Origin of the sequence: Pseudoalteromonas nanhaiensis, from assembly GCF_051235485.1 — a bacterium.
GTDB classification, from domain to species: Bacteria; Pseudomonadota; Gammaproteobacteria; order Enterobacterales; family Alteromonadaceae; genus Pseudoalteromonas; species Pseudoalteromonas lipolytica_C.
The window spans coordinates 64,041-81,416 of the sequence record NZ_JBPNYQ010000009.1; the positions used below are offsets into that span (position 1 = coordinate 64,041).

The 17,376-nt window shown below is 41.4% G+C and carries 15 protein-coding genes; 7 read left to right on the forward strand and 8 right to left on the reverse strand.

Features of this window, described 5'->3' with window-relative positions:
• Positions 1–51 precede the first annotated feature (51 nt).
• From ACSFVZ_RS10095 to yegD, 6 genes are all read left to right on the forward strand, one after another.
• Positions 52–1,737, forward strand: a complete 1,686-nt coding sequence (locus tag ACSFVZ_RS10095) for a mechanosensitive ion channel family protein (protein ID WP_435558766.1) — start codon at positions 52–54, stop codon at positions 1,735–1,737.
• 368 nt (positions 1,738–2,105) lie between these two features.
• Positions 2,106–4,367 carry a TonB-dependent receptor gene (locus ACSFVZ_RS10100; protein WP_435558767.1) on the forward strand — a complete coding sequence of 754 codons (2,262 nt, stop codon included), beginning with the start codon at positions 2,106–2,108 and terminating at the stop codon, positions 4,365–4,367.
• A gap of 108 nt (positions 4,368–4,475) precedes the next feature.
• The gene (locus ACSFVZ_RS10105; protein WP_135925690.1) at positions 4,476–4,775 is read left to right on the forward strand and encodes a hypothetical protein; all 300 of its coding nucleotides are present in this window, start codon (positions 4,476–4,478) and stop codon (positions 4,773–4,775) included.
• A 65-nt stretch (positions 4,776–4,840) separates the two neighbouring features.
• The gene (locus ACSFVZ_RS10110; RefSeq protein WP_235382304.1) at positions 4,841–5,497 is read left to right on the forward strand and encodes an HAD family hydrolase; all 657 of its coding nucleotides are present in this window, start codon (positions 4,841–4,843) and stop codon (positions 5,495–5,497) included.
• 83 nt (positions 5,498–5,580) lie between these two features.
• Positions 5,581–6,414: a DNA ligase gene (locus ACSFVZ_RS10115; protein WP_135926299.1), complete on the forward strand. Its 834-nt coding sequence runs from the start codon at positions 5,581–5,583 to the stop codon at positions 6,412–6,414.
• A 67-nt stretch (positions 6,415–6,481) separates the two neighbouring features.
• Entirely contained in the window at positions 6,482–7,849 is a 1,368-nt protein-coding gene (yegD, locus tag ACSFVZ_RS10120; protein WP_435558768.1) for a molecular chaperone, read from the forward strand.
• 32 nt (positions 7,850–7,881) lie between these two features.
• On the opposite strand, the gene ACSFVZ_RS10125 is transcribed toward yegD, so the two are convergent.
• The 4 genes from ACSFVZ_RS10125 to ACSFVZ_RS10140 form a co-directional block, all read right to left on the reverse strand.
• Entirely contained in the window at positions 7,882–8,346 is a 465-nt protein-coding gene (locus ACSFVZ_RS10125; protein WP_135925687.1) for a methylglyoxal synthase, read from the reverse strand.
• A gap of 8 nt (positions 8,347–8,354) precedes the next feature.
• Positions 8,355–8,987, reverse strand: a complete 633-nt coding sequence (locus ACSFVZ_RS10130) for a LysE family translocator (protein WP_135925686.1) — start codon at positions 8,985–8,987, stop codon at positions 8,355–8,357.
• Between the two features lie 97 nt (positions 8,988–9,084).
• A complete protein-coding gene (locus tag ACSFVZ_RS10135) occupies positions 9,085–10,923 on the reverse strand; it encodes a S8 family serine peptidase (RefSeq protein WP_235382302.1) in 1,839 nt (612 codons plus the stop codon).
• Positions 10,924–11,148: 225 nt separating this feature from the next.
• The gene (locus ACSFVZ_RS10140; RefSeq protein ID WP_435558769.1) at positions 11,149–12,321 is read right to left on the reverse strand and encodes a multidrug effflux MFS transporter; all 1,173 of its coding nucleotides are present in this window, start codon (positions 12,319–12,321) and stop codon (positions 11,149–11,151) included.
• A 166-nt stretch (positions 12,322–12,487) separates the two neighbouring features.
• Here ACSFVZ_RS10140 and ACSFVZ_RS10145 point away from each other — a divergent pair, with 166 nt between their 5' ends.
• Positions 12,488–12,964: a hotdog fold domain-containing protein gene (locus ACSFVZ_RS10145; protein ID WP_435558770.1), complete on the forward strand. Its 477-nt coding sequence runs from the start codon at positions 12,488–12,490 to the stop codon at positions 12,962–12,964.
• Here ACSFVZ_RS10145 and ACSFVZ_RS10150 read toward each other — a convergent pair.
• The 4 genes from ACSFVZ_RS10150 to hppD form a co-directional block, all read right to left on the reverse strand.
• Positions 12,961–13,449: a bactofilin family protein gene (locus ACSFVZ_RS10150; protein ID WP_135925682.1), complete on the reverse strand. Its 489-nt coding sequence runs from the start codon at positions 13,447–13,449 to the stop codon at positions 12,961–12,963. The genes ACSFVZ_RS10145 and ACSFVZ_RS10150 overlap by 4 nt on opposite strands.
• Complete coding sequence (locus ACSFVZ_RS10155; RefSeq protein ID WP_138556806.1) at positions 13,439–14,584, reverse strand: M23 family metallopeptidase; 1,146 nt, start codon at positions 14,582–14,584, stop codon at positions 13,439–13,441. Before ACSFVZ_RS10155 ends, ACSFVZ_RS10150 begins: the two co-directional genes overlap by 11 nt.
• A gap of 132 nt (positions 14,585–14,716) precedes the next feature.
• The gene (gene fahA / locus ACSFVZ_RS10160; RefSeq protein WP_435558771.1) at positions 14,717–16,030 is read right to left on the reverse strand and encodes a fumarylacetoacetase; all 1,314 of its coding nucleotides are present in this window, start codon (positions 16,028–16,030) and stop codon (positions 14,717–14,719) included.
• A 155-nt stretch (positions 16,031–16,185) separates the two neighbouring features.
• Positions 16,186–17,232 (reverse strand): 4-hydroxyphenylpyruvate dioxygenase, encoded by a 1,047-nt coding sequence (gene hppD, locus ACSFVZ_RS10165; protein ID WP_062564358.1) that lies wholly within the window; start codon positions 17,230–17,232, stop codon positions 16,186–16,188.
• Positions 17,233–17,376 lie beyond the last annotated feature (144 nt).

Here is a 17,376-nt window from a genome sequence, read left to right on the forward strand (position 1 = left end):
TAGGATAAAATTTGTAATCGTATTTAATGTTTTTCGAACAAGGAATGATGTGTGAAGAGTTGCGCTAACAAGTTTCCGCTATATTTAACCAGTTTATCGGTGTGGTTATTGGCATTGTTTTTTAACCCTGTATTCGCTACAACACCTGAAGTAACCGTGAAATCGCTCATCGATAAAGATAGCAAAGAACAGCAAGAAGAAAAAAAGTCCCCCCTTCAAGTTGAAGAAGTAACAACCACTGTCGCTGACCCCAGCGTTGAACAAGATGATGATCAGCCATTTGATGCCTTTGATCGACTCACCCCACGAAGTGCCATGCAAGGTTACTTAAAAGCTGCTCGAAACCGTGACTTTGAACGTGCGAAAAATTACCTTGATTACAGAAACCTGCCGCAAGAGGTGCTAGCTGTAGGTCAATTACAACTTGCAGAAAACCTTTCAGTCGTGCTTGATCGCACGTTGTGGGTAGATGTAGATAGCTTAAGTAATAAACCCAAAGGGAAGCAAAAAGAAGATGTGCCAAGCTATCGCGACTTAGTGGGAGAAATTAAAACATCTGAAGGAAAAGTGCAGGTTTTATTACAGCTTGTGCCCGATGAAAAAACAGGTAATCGGATCTGGAAAATCTCTAACGCTACCGTTAGTCAGATACCTCTTTTAACCAAGGAGTTTGGCTATAACTTGATTGGGGAATGGTTATATAAGCATTTGCCTGATTTAGAATTTTTAGGCGTAATGTTATGGCAATGGATCTATTTTGCTTTTTCATTTGTGTTGTTTTTAGTTGCAGCGATTGTCATTACTCGGCTAATTACTTTTGTGCTTGGGCATAAAAAGGTAGCGGTTGAAGACGACCTCTTGAGCTTTGTAAATGGTCCTATTTGTTTATTACTTGCAGTATTACTGTCACGTTCATTAAGTGATCAGTCTAATGTCACTATTGCGGTGATGGCTCTATTTCATGGTGCAACTGTGTTACTTATTGCCTGGGGGTGGGTGTGTTTGCGCGCTGTTGATTTAGTAAAGCATAGGTTAAGCCAACGCTTTATAAATCAAGATAAACCACAAGCTGTATTTTTATTGAGACCTGTTAGCAATGTTGTAAAAACGACGATCGTTATTTCGTTGCTATTTGTGTGGTTTGAGAATCTAGGCTTCAATGCAACAACCTTATTAGCAGGTTTAGGCATTGGCGGCCTTGCCATTGCTTTGGCTGCGCAAAAAACAGTCGAGAACATTATAGCGGCTATTACAATTTACATTTCGGCTCCGGTTAAAATTGGTAGTTTGTGCAAATTTGGTAATCATCTTGGTACTATTGAAGAAATAGGGCTAAGGGCTACGCGTATCCGCACCCTTGATCGCTCTGTTATATATGTTGCTAATGCTAAATTTATTGATATGCAGCTTGAGAATATTTCTGAGCGTGAGCGTATTTCTTATCGACCTAAACTGATGCTTAGCGCTAATACCCAACAGCAAAACTTACAAGCTTTTATGACAGCCCTTCGTGAGCTTTTAGAGCAGCACCAGCATATTGCATTTGAACCTTGTAGAGTGCGTTTTAAAGGGTTTACACCTTGGGCTTTACAAATTGATGTACTAAGCTACGTAGAAACGGTTGACTTTGCATTTTATATGGAAGTAATTGAAGAGTTAAACCTTGCTATTCTAGGATTATTAAATGAGCATAATTGTGAATTGGCTAATCCAGAATTCGCGCGCGTTGGTGAATAGTTACTGAAAAAGGGTTAAATGAAAGTGGCTCTCATCTGTACACAATGCCTACACATTGTCGTGATTATTTGCACAGGACATATGTCCGCTTTGTTGAAAAATAATCGCATAAAATCTTCTAAATGCGGCGATGTTGCCGCTAATTGTTGTAAAAAATTTGTATATTTATAATTTTTAATGCAGTAAAAGTGTCATAAAGTGTTATAATCGTCAGCGTTCGTTCAGCCTCTTTTCCTCGTTTTGCACTCTCGATTAAGAGGTCCGCGCAGCTTATTACAAGGCGCGAAAAATTGGCCGAGCCCGTCAAATGAATTGACGCAACATCATCACCGTTGAATAAGAGTGCATAAAAAAGGTTAAAACCCGACATGAAAGCAATGAAAAGATCTACGTTAGCAACACTTATCAATGCAACGTTGTTCTCTGCCGTAGCAGGTACTTCATTTTCAACTCTTGCTGCAGACGAAGCACCAGCAGCAAAAAACAACCAATTAGAAGTTATTCAAATCACTGCACGTAAACGTGTAGAGAATGCACAGGAAGTACCTGTAGCAGTATCTGCACTACAAGGTGACAGTTTAGACGCTTATAGCTCAGCTGGTATGGATATTCGTTTTATGAACGCGAAAATCCCAAGCCTATCAATCGAATCTTCGTTTGGTCGTTCTTTCCCACGCTTTTATGTTCGTGGTCTAGGTAACACTGACTTTGACCTAAATGCCTCTCAACCAGTTTCGCTAGTTGTAGACGAAGTTGTTCAAGAGAACGCAATTTTAAAAGGTTTCCCTGTATTTGACGTTGCACGTGTAGAAGTTCTACGTGGTCCACAAGGTACTTTATTCGGTCGTAATACACCGGCTGGCCTTGTTAAATTTGATACAGTTAAACCATCACAAGAATTTGATGGCTATGGCTCAGTATCTTACGGTAGCCGTGGCGCAGTTGATTTTGAAGGTGCTGTTGGCGGTGGCTTAACAGACCGTTTATCAACGCGTGTTTCTGTACTTTGGCAAGAAAAAGACGATTACATCGATAACCGTGCTCCTGGTTTTGAACAAGATGACGTATTAGGTGGTTACACTGAAAAAGCGGCACGTGTTCAGTTCTTATATGAAGGTGACGATTTCACAGGTCTTTTCAACTATCACGTACGTGATATGGACGGTACGCCAATCGCATTTCGTGGTAACGCTATCAAAGCAGGCACAAACGATTTAGCTGATAACTATGAGCACGATGTGGTTTACCACGATGCTGCTTCTCGTGCGACACAGCAAGTTGAATCTCAAGGCGCAAGCTTAAAGCTTGAGTGGGATATCAACGATTTAACTCTTACGTCAATCTCTGCATGGGAAAGTGCTGAAATCTATTCTCGCGCTGACATCGACGGTGGTTACGGTGCAAGCTACTTACCAGATATGGGCCCAGGTTTTATTCCGTTCTACTCTGAAAGTGCTGACGGTATTCCAGATCAAGACCAATACACGCAAGAACTTCGTTTATCTAGCAACTATGCTGGCGACGTTAACTTCCAAGTAGGTGTTTTCTACTTTGACGAAGCGCTAACAATCGAAAACTTCAGCTACGACACTTATGGTTCAACGCCAGGTGAGTTAAACGGCTATGTTATCCAGCAACAAGATACTAAAGCGTGGGCGGTATTCGGTTCATTAGATTACACAATCACTGACGACTTAAAAATCACTGCGGGTCTTCGTTACTCAGATGATGAGAAAGAGTTCTCAGCAGACCGTACTTTAAGCCCAATTGGTGGTAGTGCGTTATACCTTACAGAAAACCCAAGTGACGACCACGTTAGCTGGGATTTATCTGCTAACTACAAGATCAACGATGACGTAAACTGGTACGCACGTGTTGCTAACAGCTTCCGTGCACCAAGTATTCAAGGTCGTATCTTATTCGGTGACGAAGTAACTGTTGCTGAGTCTGAAACTGTGACGTCATTCGAAACAGGTATCAAATCAGACGTACTTGACGGCCAAGGTCGTGTAAATGCAACTGTGTTCTACTACACAATGGATGACCAACAATTAACAGCTGTAGGTGGTGGTGCAAACTTCAACCGTTTAGTTAATGCTGATAAGACAACTGGTTACGGTTTTGAGTTAGACACTGAGTGGGTATTAACTGACAACCTAAACGCTACATTTAACTTAAGCTACAACAACACTGAGCTTAAAGATAAAGACTTAGCCGTTGACGTATGTGCACAGTGTACTGTTACAAACTCATTAAACAGCGCAGGTCAAGCTGTCCTTGATGGTAACAGCTTACCGCACGCTCCTGAGTGGATCTCAAACTTAACTTTACGTTATAGCCGCGAAGTTGCTGACGGTGAATTCTTCACTTACGCTGATGTGTCTTACCGTAGCGAAATCAACTACTTCTTATATGAGTCAGTTGAGTTTGAAGGCAAGCCATTAACTGAAGTTGGTTTACGTGCAGGTTATGCTTGGGCAGAAGGCGACTACGAATATGAAGTGTCAGCATTCGTACGTAACATGTTCGACGAGCAGCAATCAATCGGTGCTATCGACTTTAATAACAACACAGCAATGGTGAACGAAGAGCGTTACATCGGTGCAGAGTTTAAGGTTAAGTTCTTCTAAGTTGAAATTAAAAGCCTATTAAAACCCGCTGTATAGCGGGTTTTTTCGTTTATAATCGCGTTTGTAACTGCTAAAGTGGCAGGATTAATTTAAGAGAAGAGAATTTCTATGGCTGGATTTTGGAACTACCGCGTTATTTTTTGTGAAGCAACAAAGGATGAAGCGGCACAATATCAAATTCATGAAGTTGAATATAACCTCAATGGTAAAGTAACCAATTGGTCTGAAACAGGAGCTGCTCCGTTTGGTCACACTGTTGAAGAACTAGAAGCAGATGCTGAGCGTTTAAAAACGGCTTTTTCTAAACCGATTTTAAAAGTAGTTAGAAAGCAACGAGGCTATGAGCTGGTCGATGTAGAAACAGGTGAAGAAGCGTTTGCTGAACCTCCGGCAGGCCTAACCGAGTAATTATATTGAATTATTTAAAGGTGCCATAGGCACCTTTTAGTTTTTAGATCGTAAAAGGAATGAGGATGACTTTAAAAGCGGTTTTGTTTGATATGGATGGCACTTTGGTAGATTCAGAAAGTGTGCATTTTAATATTTGGAACGACTTATTAGCGCCTTTTGGTGTGCAATATGATGAGACTACGTTTTGTCAGCGCTTTTCTGGTAGGCCAACCCTTGAAGCAGCTAAAGAGGTTGTTACCAACTATCAACTTAACATCAGTCCAGAGCAGCTAACAGATGATAAATATGCTGCATTTGGCCGTTTTGTCAGTACAAACTTACCAACTTTCATGCCGCACGCAAAAGCAGTGCTTGAGCAAGTAAAAGCCAGTGGTTTAAAAATGGCATTAGTAACAGGCAGTGCCAAAGATGAAGCTTATCCTATTTTAAAAGGCTATGGCATTTTTGACTGGTTTGATTGTGTGGTTACCAAAGATGATGTTAACAATCCCAAACCTGCTGGCGATCCATACCAATTAGCGCTTGATACGTTAAATATTACGGCCAATGAAGCCGTCGCAGTCGAGGATACGTTTACTGGTGTTACAGCCGCTAGCAACGCTGGTGTTGCTGTGTATGCAGTGCCTAATCACTTTACCCAAGAGCATGATTTTAGCAAAGCGGCTGGGGTGTTTAGTGATTTGCATGAATTTTATAAATGGCTAGAAACTAAACTATAATTAAACGGCTATTGCTAAACAGTTATTTTTAAGCAGTAATAACCAGTTAATACTTACAAATTTGCAAGGAAGCAATGATGGTTATGTTCACTCGTGCATTGGTATGCGCAATCTCGTTACTTTTGGCTTTCTCAGTAAAAGCTCAACAAGCTCCCTCAGTACTTTTGGCAAACGTCTATGAAGCCGAAAAGGTTAATGTATCTGACTATTTAGTTAGTGAAAAATATGATGGTGTACGTGCCATATGGACAGGTAAGCAATTAATTACCCGTAATGGTAACCCTATTAATGCTCCAACCTGGTTTACTGCGCCACTGCCTGATATATGGTTGGATGGTGAACTTTGGACCAAGCATCAAGATTTTGCCAAGGTCAGTGGTATTGTGCGATCGCAGCAACCTGTTGATAGCGAATGGCAGACCGTTAGCTATCTAATTTTCGATATGCCAAATGCCGAGTTACCATTTAGTAAACGCTATGAAAACTATTCACGCTTAGTTAGACAGCTAAATAGCCCCCATATAAAAGCAGTTGAACAGAAGCACTTTGATAATAATCAACAGCTTAGTATGTTTATGGATGAGTTGATTGCACAAGGTGCCGAAGGCGTTATGCTGCACTTAGCAAAAGCGGAACACACCGCGGGTCGCAGTAATGTACTATTAAAATTGAAGCCTTACCTGGATGCTGAGGCTGTTGTTATTGAACACATAGCAGGAAAAGGTAAATATAAAAATATGCTTGGGGCGCTAAAAGTACGCAACAATGAAGGGATTGAATTTAAAATTGGCTCTGGATTTTCTGATCTGCAAAGAAAGTCTCCTCCAGCGATTGGCAGTACGATTACTTATAAATATCATGGTTTTACAAAAAATGGCTTGCCACGCTTTGCCAGCTTTTTACACGAAAGGCCATAGCGTCATTCAAAAATGGCCGCGACTGTGTTAAATTTCGCGGCCTTTTTAATGATGTATAGGTGGTAGTATGTTTGCAGGCTTTGATTATGGTAGTTCAAATTGTGCAATCGGTGTTTTAGATAACGAGCAACAAGTGTCTTTAGTACCGCTTGAGCAAGGCAAACAGTATTTACCATCAACCCTTTATACTCATCACAGTGCGTTGGTTGTTGATTTTGTCGCAAAACACCTTGCTGGCAGCCCATTTGAGCACGACTTTAAAACTGAGCGCCAAGCGCTTTTAAATACTATTCCTCGTATAAAATCTGATCTTGATATACAAGCTGGTGATGAGACCTTATTTATAGGTCGCGAAGCAATTAGCGAGTATGTGCAATTTCCTGAGGAAGGTTATTTTGTAAAATCGCCAAAGTCGTTCTTTGGCGCTGTGGGCTTAAAGCAAGGGCAAATTAATTTCTTTGAAGACATTGCTACGGCGATGATTTTAAAAATAAAACAACGCGCTGAGCAATCACTGCAAGAGTCATTAACAGAAACGGTAATTGGACGACCGGTAAACTTTCAATCAGTAGGTGGTGAAGAGTCTAATCAACAAGCGCTGGGTATATTAGAGCGAGCGGCAAAACGTGCTGGCTTTAAAGAGGTTTCATTTTTATATGAGCCATTAGCGGCAGGGATTGATTATGAAACCTCATTGCAGCAAGACCAAAAAGTGTTAGTTGTCGATATTGGCGGGGGTACTAGCGATTGCTCATTTGTACAAATGGGGCCGAGCTTCCGTGCAAAACAGTGCCGTGACAATGACTTTTTAGCCCACAGTGGTAAGCGTGTGGGAGGGAATGATTTAGATATTGCGCTGAGCTTTCATGGTTTAATGCCATTGCTTGGTTTAGGCACTGAGTTTAAGTCTGGGCTGCCATTACCGAATCAACCGTTTTGGCAAGCGTGTAAAATCAATGATGTGAACCTACAAAGCCAGTTTTATAGTGATGCTCATCATCGTGAGTTATTGACTCAGCTGCGTGAAGTTAAAGAGCCAGCGCTATTTAAACGCTTAATTCAATTGCAGCAAAATAAGCAAGGTCACCAATTAGTACAGCAAGGCGAAGCGGCAAAAATTGCATTGTCGTCAGCGAATGAATTTACCACAGACTTGCATTTCTTAGATTCAGAACTAACACAGTGTTTAACGTTGAAAGATTTAGCCTTAGCTGTTGATGACTCGATAAGCCAAATAGTGAGCTTAGCTAAACAAGCGATTAAAGAGGCAGGCACAACGCCAGATGTCATTTACTTAACGGGTGGTAGTGCGCAATCACCGCTGATCAAGGCCGCGTTAAAATCCCATTTAGGTGATATTACTATGCTGAACGGGGATCACTTTGGTAGTGTTACTGCAGGTTTAACTAAGTGGGCGCAAAAGCTTTATAGCTAATAGCCCCCACTTTGAGATATCGACTTTAAGAGTTAAAGAGTCACTTGGCGCGTTGCGAGGTATTTTTCGTAATCTGGCAGCGTGCGACAAAGCTCTGTTTCCATCATAGGTGAGCTTAATAGCATATCGGCACTGACTTCATTACAGGCAACAGGAATATTCCAAACAGCAGCTAAGCGTAATAATGCTTTCACATCAGGGTCGTGTGGCTGCGATGCAAGTGGGTCCCAGAAAAATACCAACATATGCACTTCATGTTCAGCAATTTTAGCGCCGAGTTGCTGATCGCCACCCATTGGACCACTTAATAGCTTAATCACTTCAAGCCCTGTGGTGCGCTCAATTAAATGACCTGTTGTGCCAGTACCGTAAAGGGTATGCTTACTTAACACATCTTGATGCTTTTCACACCAAGCTTGCAGCGCTGCTTTTTTACCATCGTGGGCAACGAGGGCTATATTTTTTTTGGCGGGGAGGGCTTGTTGTTTTTGTTCCATAAGTGCTCTTATATCAATAGGTTAATTGCTAAGGCAATAAATACTATGCCCGTGATCCGATCAATCCAAATTTGGGTTTGTGGATTCTCACGAAAATAGCTGGCTATCTTATCGCCGAAATAAATATACGTGCAGTCGATTGGAAAAGCAAAAAGCGGGTAGAGTAAACCAAAAAAAGCGAGCTGAAAGGTCGTTGAAGATAAACTTGGATCAACAAACTGTGGAATGAACGCAATAAAAAATAAGGCTACTTTCGGATTGAGGACCTCAGTCATCATCGCTTGAAACATCACATTTTGCTTTTTACTGGTGCTCACATGAGGTTTATCTTCACAGTGCGGTTCTGGCTGACTAAAGGTGTCCTTTAGTGTGATGATACCTAAATAACAAAGATAGGCGGCACCAAGGTATTGTACCGTTGTATACGCGACACTAGAGGCTTTAAGAATTGCGGTTAAGCCTACGACTGCAAAAAAGGTATGCACAATGCCACCGAGTGCAAAGCCAAAGGCACTTTGCATTCCGGCTTTACGGCCATTGGCAAAAGTTTGCGCCATTAAAAATGCATTAGAAGGGCCGGGGGCTACGGCAATTAAAAAACTGGCGCCTAAAAACGACAGTAACGATTCTGGATTGATCATTGGCACAAATTAAAAAAGCAGGTAGCTGATTTTAACAAGCTTATTAAAAAAGAAAAAGCGGGCATTAATGCCCGCTCATATTGGTTTGGGGAAAGCTTTAAAAAACCACAGTGCTATTGTTTGAACAAACAGTTGTGCTTTGTGCTTCACATACTTGGTATGTGTAACTACCACCGCCTTTTGTTGTGATGGTATCTGTGTAGCTATTTGTGTTTGCTACAGAACCTACCAAAGTACCATTACGGTATACATCAACAGTACTAGTCGCTGCGCCACTCCAGCTTAAATCAACATAGGCTGTGCCTTTTGATTTATAACCAGATGCTGAAAGGCTAACTTCATCACCACCCGGTGTTGGATCGCCACCATTATTGCCGCCAGCACAGCCATTTGCAGTTAAATATGCATCCGCATCGGCTGCTTTAACAATACCGTGACCAAAGTACACATCGTGGCCAGCTGCGCCTTGGTCTTGTGCTGTTGCTTTTAATGCGTCACGAATTTCTGTACCTGTACACTCAGGGTGATTTGACCAAACGAGTGCTGCGATACCTGAAACGGCAGGTGTTGCCATTGATGTACCACTCATGAAACCGTAGTCACTAGTACCGATGGTAATATCAATCGTTGTACTTGCAAGCAGCGCTGAACGGTCTTCAAGTGCAGCACCTACAGCAGGAATCGTTGTATCGTTGGTATCACCTAATGTAGCGTATAACATGCCCGCTTCGTTATTGATGATAACAGCACCAATACCACCTGAGTTTTCACAGTTATTTACTTTGTCATAGAATGAGATATTACCGCGGTCAATCATACAGATTTTACCAGCTGCACCAGAATCAATGCTCTCAGCAGTACCCATGTAATAAGCAGTACCAGATGCATTACCTGAGTTTTCCATTGACGATGTTGGAAAGCCCGCGCCATCAGCAGCTAAGCTTGCAGAAGTTGCCATGCCTGCAGGGTAAGTAGACAGTGTATCAACACCACCTGCTGTCACTTCAACGCAGATAGTTTCATCTGTAGTAGCGCGTTTACCACGACCAGATGTACAGCTAGGAAATTGCGAGAAATCTGCAATTTGATTGTTCGCATCATTTGCACCAACCATCATTACAGATGAATAACCAGCAGGGTACGAGCGTACGCTGTTACCATCGTTACCCGCCGCAGCAACAACAAGACCGCCTGCATTAGTGAAATTAGCAAAGGCGTTAGACTCTGTGCTATTTGCACCACCACCACCTAAGCTCATGCTGATGATATTTGCACCTGCTTGAGAACATAAATCTGCTGCATGTGCTAAATCAGAAGAATAACCCCAACCTTCGGCATTGAATACTTTGATGATATGCATTGCAACACCCGGTGCCATACCAACTACACCGATATTGTTATCTGCAGCACCAATTGTACCTGCTACGTGAGTACCATGAGGGCCACCATTGTCATACCAGTTACCTGTGCCACTATCGTTGTCACCCGTGATATTACCCCAAATGAAGTCAGGGTTTGATGCATCAAGACCTGAGTCAATAACACACACCTTCATGCCCGCATTAGCATCAAAAGTTACTAGGTCAGCTTGTGATTGGTAAACTGCGTAAGGCGTTAATTGCTGCTGCATTGCATTACCAGCATCATCGTTATAAAGCGCCATTGGTACACGTTTTTGGTCTTCTTCAATCAGTTTGATATGTGGGTTATTAAGCAAGCCTTTAATGCTTGCTAAATCTTGACCGGTAAATTGTGCTGCAATAAAGCCATTACCGTCGACTTTTATATCACCGCCGAGTTTTTTAGCGAGTGCTTTAACTACGCCTTTTTTGTTGTTATCTACTTGGATGATGAAGCGATCGTTTGCTGCATTTGCTGTACCCGCAGCACAAAGGCCACTTAGGATTAGAGCTAAAGCTAATTTATTCTTTTTCATAAATAGTATCCCTGACATATTGTTTGGTTAACTTTGCGTTAACGAGACTAAGCAATAAATTAACGAAAGTATGGGTACAAGGTAAATTACTCAGAAAAACGGAACAATTTATTCTATAAAAAGGCTTTTTATAGTTTAATGGTATAACAGGAAGTCTAAACGGGTAAATAAAGTATAACAATTCTCATTTACCCGTATTTAGTATAAAAGTGCGGGTGAACTTTTTTATGATAGTTGCTTATACCTAAATAATAGATACGCAAATGGTATGAGCAATAAAAAGTGTACCCCAATCAGTGATGGGGTTGTTAAATTTAGAAACTGTGTAAGAAATACCAGTAAGCTGGCACCACTCATTTGCATTACACCAATAAGAGCTGAAGCGGTGCCTGCTTGTTTCGAAAACATACTTAATGCGCGACCAGCTGATGAGCCAAGTGTCAGTGCAAAGCCAAATGCAGCAATAAACATAGGAAACATTAATGCCAGAGCAGTGCGTTGTTGGTTTAGTGCCAACATTAAGACACCAGATATAACAAGTAATAAGAGACCAGCTTTTAATGCGCGCTTTGGTTGACGTTTGATGTACAGCGGCATAATAAAGCTGGCAACAATGCTTAATACCGCATTACAAGTAAACCAGAATGTAAAATCGCTAACACTGCCTCCTAATTCAGTAATAAGCCAACCAGGTGCTAATGTTACAAACACTAATATAGCCGACATAGTTACTAAACAAATTAAGCTATGAAATAAAAACAAAGGTGTGCTAATAATCGGAATAAAACGACGTAAATCAAGCAGGTGACCGCTGTAAATGCTGTCTGCAGGGCGTGTTTCTTTGTACATTAACAAAGTTATGAATAAACCAATTAGCGCAAAGCCAGCCATGAATAAAAAGTTCATGCGCCAACCAAACTGTACTGTGAGCCAAGCACCGAGAATAGGCGCAAGAGCGGGAATAAAGCAGACAATACCATTGAGATAAGTAATGATTTGGCCACTTCGTTCACTACCAAACCTATCTCTTACGATGGCAAATGCCACCACAAACGTAGCGCAAGCTCCTAAACCTTGTAAGGCCCTTGCTACCATAAGGCTTGCAAAATCAGGTGCCAGATAAGCGCTAAAAGCAGCTAAACCATAGATTATAACACCTGCTAAAGCCACGGGTTTACGACCGAATTTATCAGCTAAAGGGCCAGCAATGAGTTGGCCAAGCCCTACAGTTAACATAAATATGGCTACAGTTTGTTGTACTTGCTTTTCTGAAGCATTGAACTGTTCAGCAATAGTAGGAAATGCTGGAAGGTAAATATCTATTGCTAATGGACTAAATATAACCAGAAGGCCTAGGATGAATAATAGACTTAGGTTTTTGTGTTGGCGTGACTGCATTCGCTCTCCTTTAAAACGGTATTTTATGTGCCCCTAAAGGAAAAGAAAAGCGTTCACTTAGCGAAATGTGTAATCATTAAAACTGCTTACAAAAATTTTCCATTTCGCTATCTGGTCTGATGTGTTAGCTTTTTATCTCACATCATAAAAAGAATGGATAAACGTCGTGAGCTCACAATCATCATTATTAAAAATTTGGACTAAATGCCAGTCACTGCCAAAAGGGAAGTGGTTATTTAGTAAAGCGGTGTGTTTTAAAGCCCCTTATTTTGGCTCAATAAAACCATTGATCACAGATTTGTCAGCAGGGCATTGCAGAGCAATCGTTAAAAATCGCCGAGCAATTCATAATCATATTGGTACTATCCACGCCATTGCCCAGTGTAATGTAGCAGAGCTTTGCGCAGGCTTAATGGTGGATGCAACTGTGCCGGCCAAAACACATCGCTGGATCCCAAAGGGGATGACGGTAAATTATTTAGCGAAAATTGATACCGATATGCGTGCAGTCGCACAGATTGAGGTACCAAACGAGTGGTTAGATAAGCTAGATATCGTTGTCCCGGTGAAGGTTTATAATAGCCGCGATGAGTTAGTGTTCACCGCGGATATTACGATGTATGTAACGGCTAAAAAACGTTAAGACTTATCAGCGGCTTGTTTGTTCACAAACGACAAGTCGTTGCTATCGTCAGGGAGTATTGATGGGCTACTTTCATCGCTTGAGCTTGGCTTGATAGGAGCAATTTTGTCTTCTTCATGACGATGCTTTAAGCTGCCTTCGATATTGGCACCTGCTTCAATACTTAATGTATCGTGAAACACATCACCGTGAACTTGAGCTGTACTTTCTATGGTTACCTTATTCGCTATTAAGGAGCCAATGATCTTGCCTTTAATTACGACACTATCTGCTTCTATAAGACCTTCAACCATGCCTGTTAGGCCGATAACAAGATGTTTTACTCTTAAATCACCGTCAATACGACCATCAAGTTGAACTTCACCTTGGCTTACTAAAGTGCCAGTTAAGCGAACATCTTCTGCAATAATAGAGGGAGTATGGTTTGTTCTTTTTAAAGTAGAGCTAGTTGAGCTAGCTGGAGCTTGTTTTTTTTTACCGAACACGAGAAAGCGCCTTTGTTATTTTAACTGGGTTGACATGCTTGCCATTTACTAAAACTTCGTAATGTAAATGAGTACTTGTACTGCGACCTGTACTACCCATTAAGCCAATAACGTCATCTTTATTAACTGTTTGGCCTTTTTTTACTTTGATTTTATTTAGGTGGCCAAAACGTGTGACAAAACCGTTTTTATGCTGAAGTTCAATAAAGTTGCCGTAGCCACCGTTTCTTCCTGCGCGAAGTACGGTTGCATCTGCGGGGGCAAAAATTTCGGTTTTATGCCAGCCAGCTAAATCAACCCCTTTATGAAATGCTCGACGGCCATTCATTGGATCTTTTCTCAGACCAAAGCTACTGGATATATAATAATCTGCAGCAGGGAGGGTTTGCGGTAATTCACTTAACAGATTTTCAAGGTTATTAAGCGCTAGCAATTTATCTGCAATCGTTAGAAATTCAGCGGGAATTTTTGACTCGTCAAATAAATCTAAAGGACCACCTTGGGCTGTGTCGCTTTCGTCAGTTGCGCTTCGGACAAGCGCATCATTAAGCCCTGCACCTTCAAGCATTGCTAAAATTTCTTGATGGCGTTGTTGGATTTGTTGCTCGAGCATGCCAAAAGTGTAGTTATAGCTTTTATCAAGTCGTGCTATACGCTCTGAAAAGCTCTCAAGTTGCATTGCTTGTTTAGGGTGTTCATCTTCTAACGGAGCATGAAACTCTTCGGCATGTTCTTTAATTGGGAGCAGTACCGGCTCGATACCGCCCTCAGGAGTGGTTTTATTGATTGATTCAGGTAATGACTCAATCATGCTTTGTAATAACGCTTGCTTTTGCTCTAGAATGGCCAACTGTTCTACTTGTTTTTGGTATGTAAGCTGTTGTTGAGCATGCTTTTTTTGCCATTCTTGTTGCTTGCTAAGTTGTGATTGTTCAATGCTGGATATTTGATCGGCTTGCGAAATGATTTGCAGCGTCGAAATGCTCAACCAAGCAACTGCTGTTAATACAATTAAAAACGTCGTTAGTTGTAACCAAGGCGCAAGGATAAGGTGCTTTACTTCGCCGTTCTGACGGATCAACAGCTGTCTAGCTGGAAAAAACGTGCGATAAAAAGACTTAAGTTTAACTAACATAGCGTATAAAAAATGACTAATAACCGAGTTAAGATAGCAATATGATTCAAAAAAGCTAGCAAAAATTTGTAACCCAGTTATAAAAAATGCAAAAAAAAGGGCAAAAATTGCCCTTATAACAAATAATTACTTTTATTTTGCAGGTAACACTGTACCTTCAACTGAACCAAAGCCAATGCGTGCAAAACCGTCTTTTTCACACCAACCACGCATAATTACGTTATCGCCGTCTTCTAAGAAAGTACGTTGCTCGCCATTCGCAAGAGTGATCTTTTCTTTACCACCGCGAGATAGCTCTAATAATGAACCGGCTTCTTCATGCTCAGGACCAGACTGCGTGCCCGAACCTAACATATCGCCCGGTTGGAAGTTACAGCCATTTACTGTGTGGTGAGCGACCATTTGCGCAACTGTCCAGTAAGAGTGCTTGAAGCTTGATTTAGATACCTGTGTTGGCGCTTCACCAGCTGCACGCATCTTTTCAGTTTCAATTTGCACATCCATTTTGATATCGAATGCACCAAACTCACGGTTATGAGCTGACTCTAAATAGTCCATTGGTTGAGGATCGTTTTCGTCACGTGTCCAGTTTGTTCTAAATGGTGCCAGTGCTTCTGTTGTAACAATCCAAGGTGATACTGTCGAAGCGAAGTTTTTCGCAAGGAATGGACCTAATGGTTGATATTCCCACGCTTGTAAGTCACGCGCAGACCAGTCATTAAATACACAGAAACCAAATACGTGGTTTTCAGCGTTTTCAATGGCAATCGCATCGCCTAATTCATTCCCTTTACCAAGGTAAATACCTAACTCAAGTTCGTAGTCTAGGCGTTTACAAGGGCCGAATGAAGGGACTTCTGCATCAGGAGCTTTGGTTTGACCGTTAGGGCGGTGGAACGTTTGACCTGATACATCAATTGACGATGAACGGCCGTGATAACCAATTGGTACCCATTTGTAGTTAGGTAGAAGTGGGTTATCAGGGCGGAACAGACTACCTACTGCTGTTGCGTGGTAAATAGAAGTATAAAAGTCAGTGTAATCACCAATGCGACACGGTAGCGCAAATTCGATGTCTGCTTGAGCGATAAGCGCTTCGCTTAATTGTGCTTGCTCACTGGCACCTTCACGGAGTGCTTTTGATAGGGCAAGACGAAGTGCAGACCAATATTGCTGACCAAGGCCCATAAATTCATTTAATGTAGCTTGGCTTGCTGCTTTAACAGCAACCTGTGCATCACCAGAGAATAAACCAAGTTCGTTTACTTTCGCTAAATCGATAACTTGGTCACCAATTGCTACAGCGCCACGGAACGCTTCGTCTGAATTTTTACGACGTACTTCTGCAAAAGGAAGGTTTTGAATTGGGAAGTCACAGTTCGCTTCGTTAGCAGATGCAACCCAGCTTTTTAAATTAATATCGTGGGTTTCGTTAATTAGGCTCATACTCTTTCCTTATTTGTTCGCGCTGATTTGTTAGTTATCTATATGGAGGCAATCAACGCAATTTAAACAGTTACTTTAAAACAGAATTCAAAACGAGAAAAAGCAGCGTGTGAATTTACCCAAACCACACGCTGCTTTTTATTCATCATGATGATTTAGATTACACCACGACGCTCTTGATCACGTTCGATTGATTCGAAAAGGGCTTGGAAGTTACCTTCACCGAAACCGCCGTCATCTACACGTTGGATCATCTCGATGAAGATAGGACCGAATAGGTTCTTCGAGAAGATTTGCAGTAGGTAACAGTTTTCGCTTTGGCTATCTACTAGGATTTGATGCTTACGGATCTTCTCTTTGTCTTCTTTAACCCAAGGCACACGGTCAAAAATGGTGTCGTAGTACTCAGGGATGATATCAAGCGTCGCAATCGTTGATTGGTCAAGCTTATCAAGTGAGCTTACTAGGTCATTGGTAAGGAATGCTAAATGCTGTACACCCGGACCATTGTACTCATTTAAGTACTCATCGATTTGGTTGTTGTTGTTATCTTTACCTTCGTTGATTGGAATCGAGAAAGTGCCGCACGGTGATTTAAGTGCGTAAGATAATAACGCTGTTTTTTGACCTTTAATGTCGAAGTAACGTACTTCGGTAAAACCAAATACGTCTTTATAGAAGTTAGCCCATGTTTCCATCGTACCTTTGTAAACGTTATTGGTTAAATGGTCGATACGGATGAAGCCTTTGTCTTCAACAATGTTTTGTTCGCTTAGATCTTCGAAGTCTGACTCATAGATAGACCCTTTGTCGCCAAATTGCTCAATGAAATAGATTAAGCTGTCGCCGATACCGTAGATAGCTGGGTAAGGTAAATCTTTGTGTGTTGAATCTGTGGCAGGTTTTGCACCGCGCTCAACAGCAACTTCGAATGCTTTTTGTGCATTCTCTACACGCCAACCCATAGAACAGATCGCTGGACCGTGGCTTTTAGCGAATTCAGCAGAGAAACCATCACGCTCATTGTTTAGTAAGAAATGAATGTCATGCTGGTTATAATAAACAATGTCTTTACCTTTGAATTTTTTTAGCTTTGAAAAGCCAAAATCAGTAAACACTTTGTCCATGTAATCTGCATCTGGTGTTGCGTATTCAGTGAATTCAATGCCCACTAGGCCTAACGGATTATTTACTTCGCTCATTGTCATTACTCCCGCAATTATAAGCACTGCGCTAAAAAGAATTATTGTTCTGTAATGAGCGGATGATTAACCAGAATCTTAATAAGGGGAAGATCTCGACTACATTTAGTCAAAGCAGCCTTTGTAAATTAAATGGGACAATGA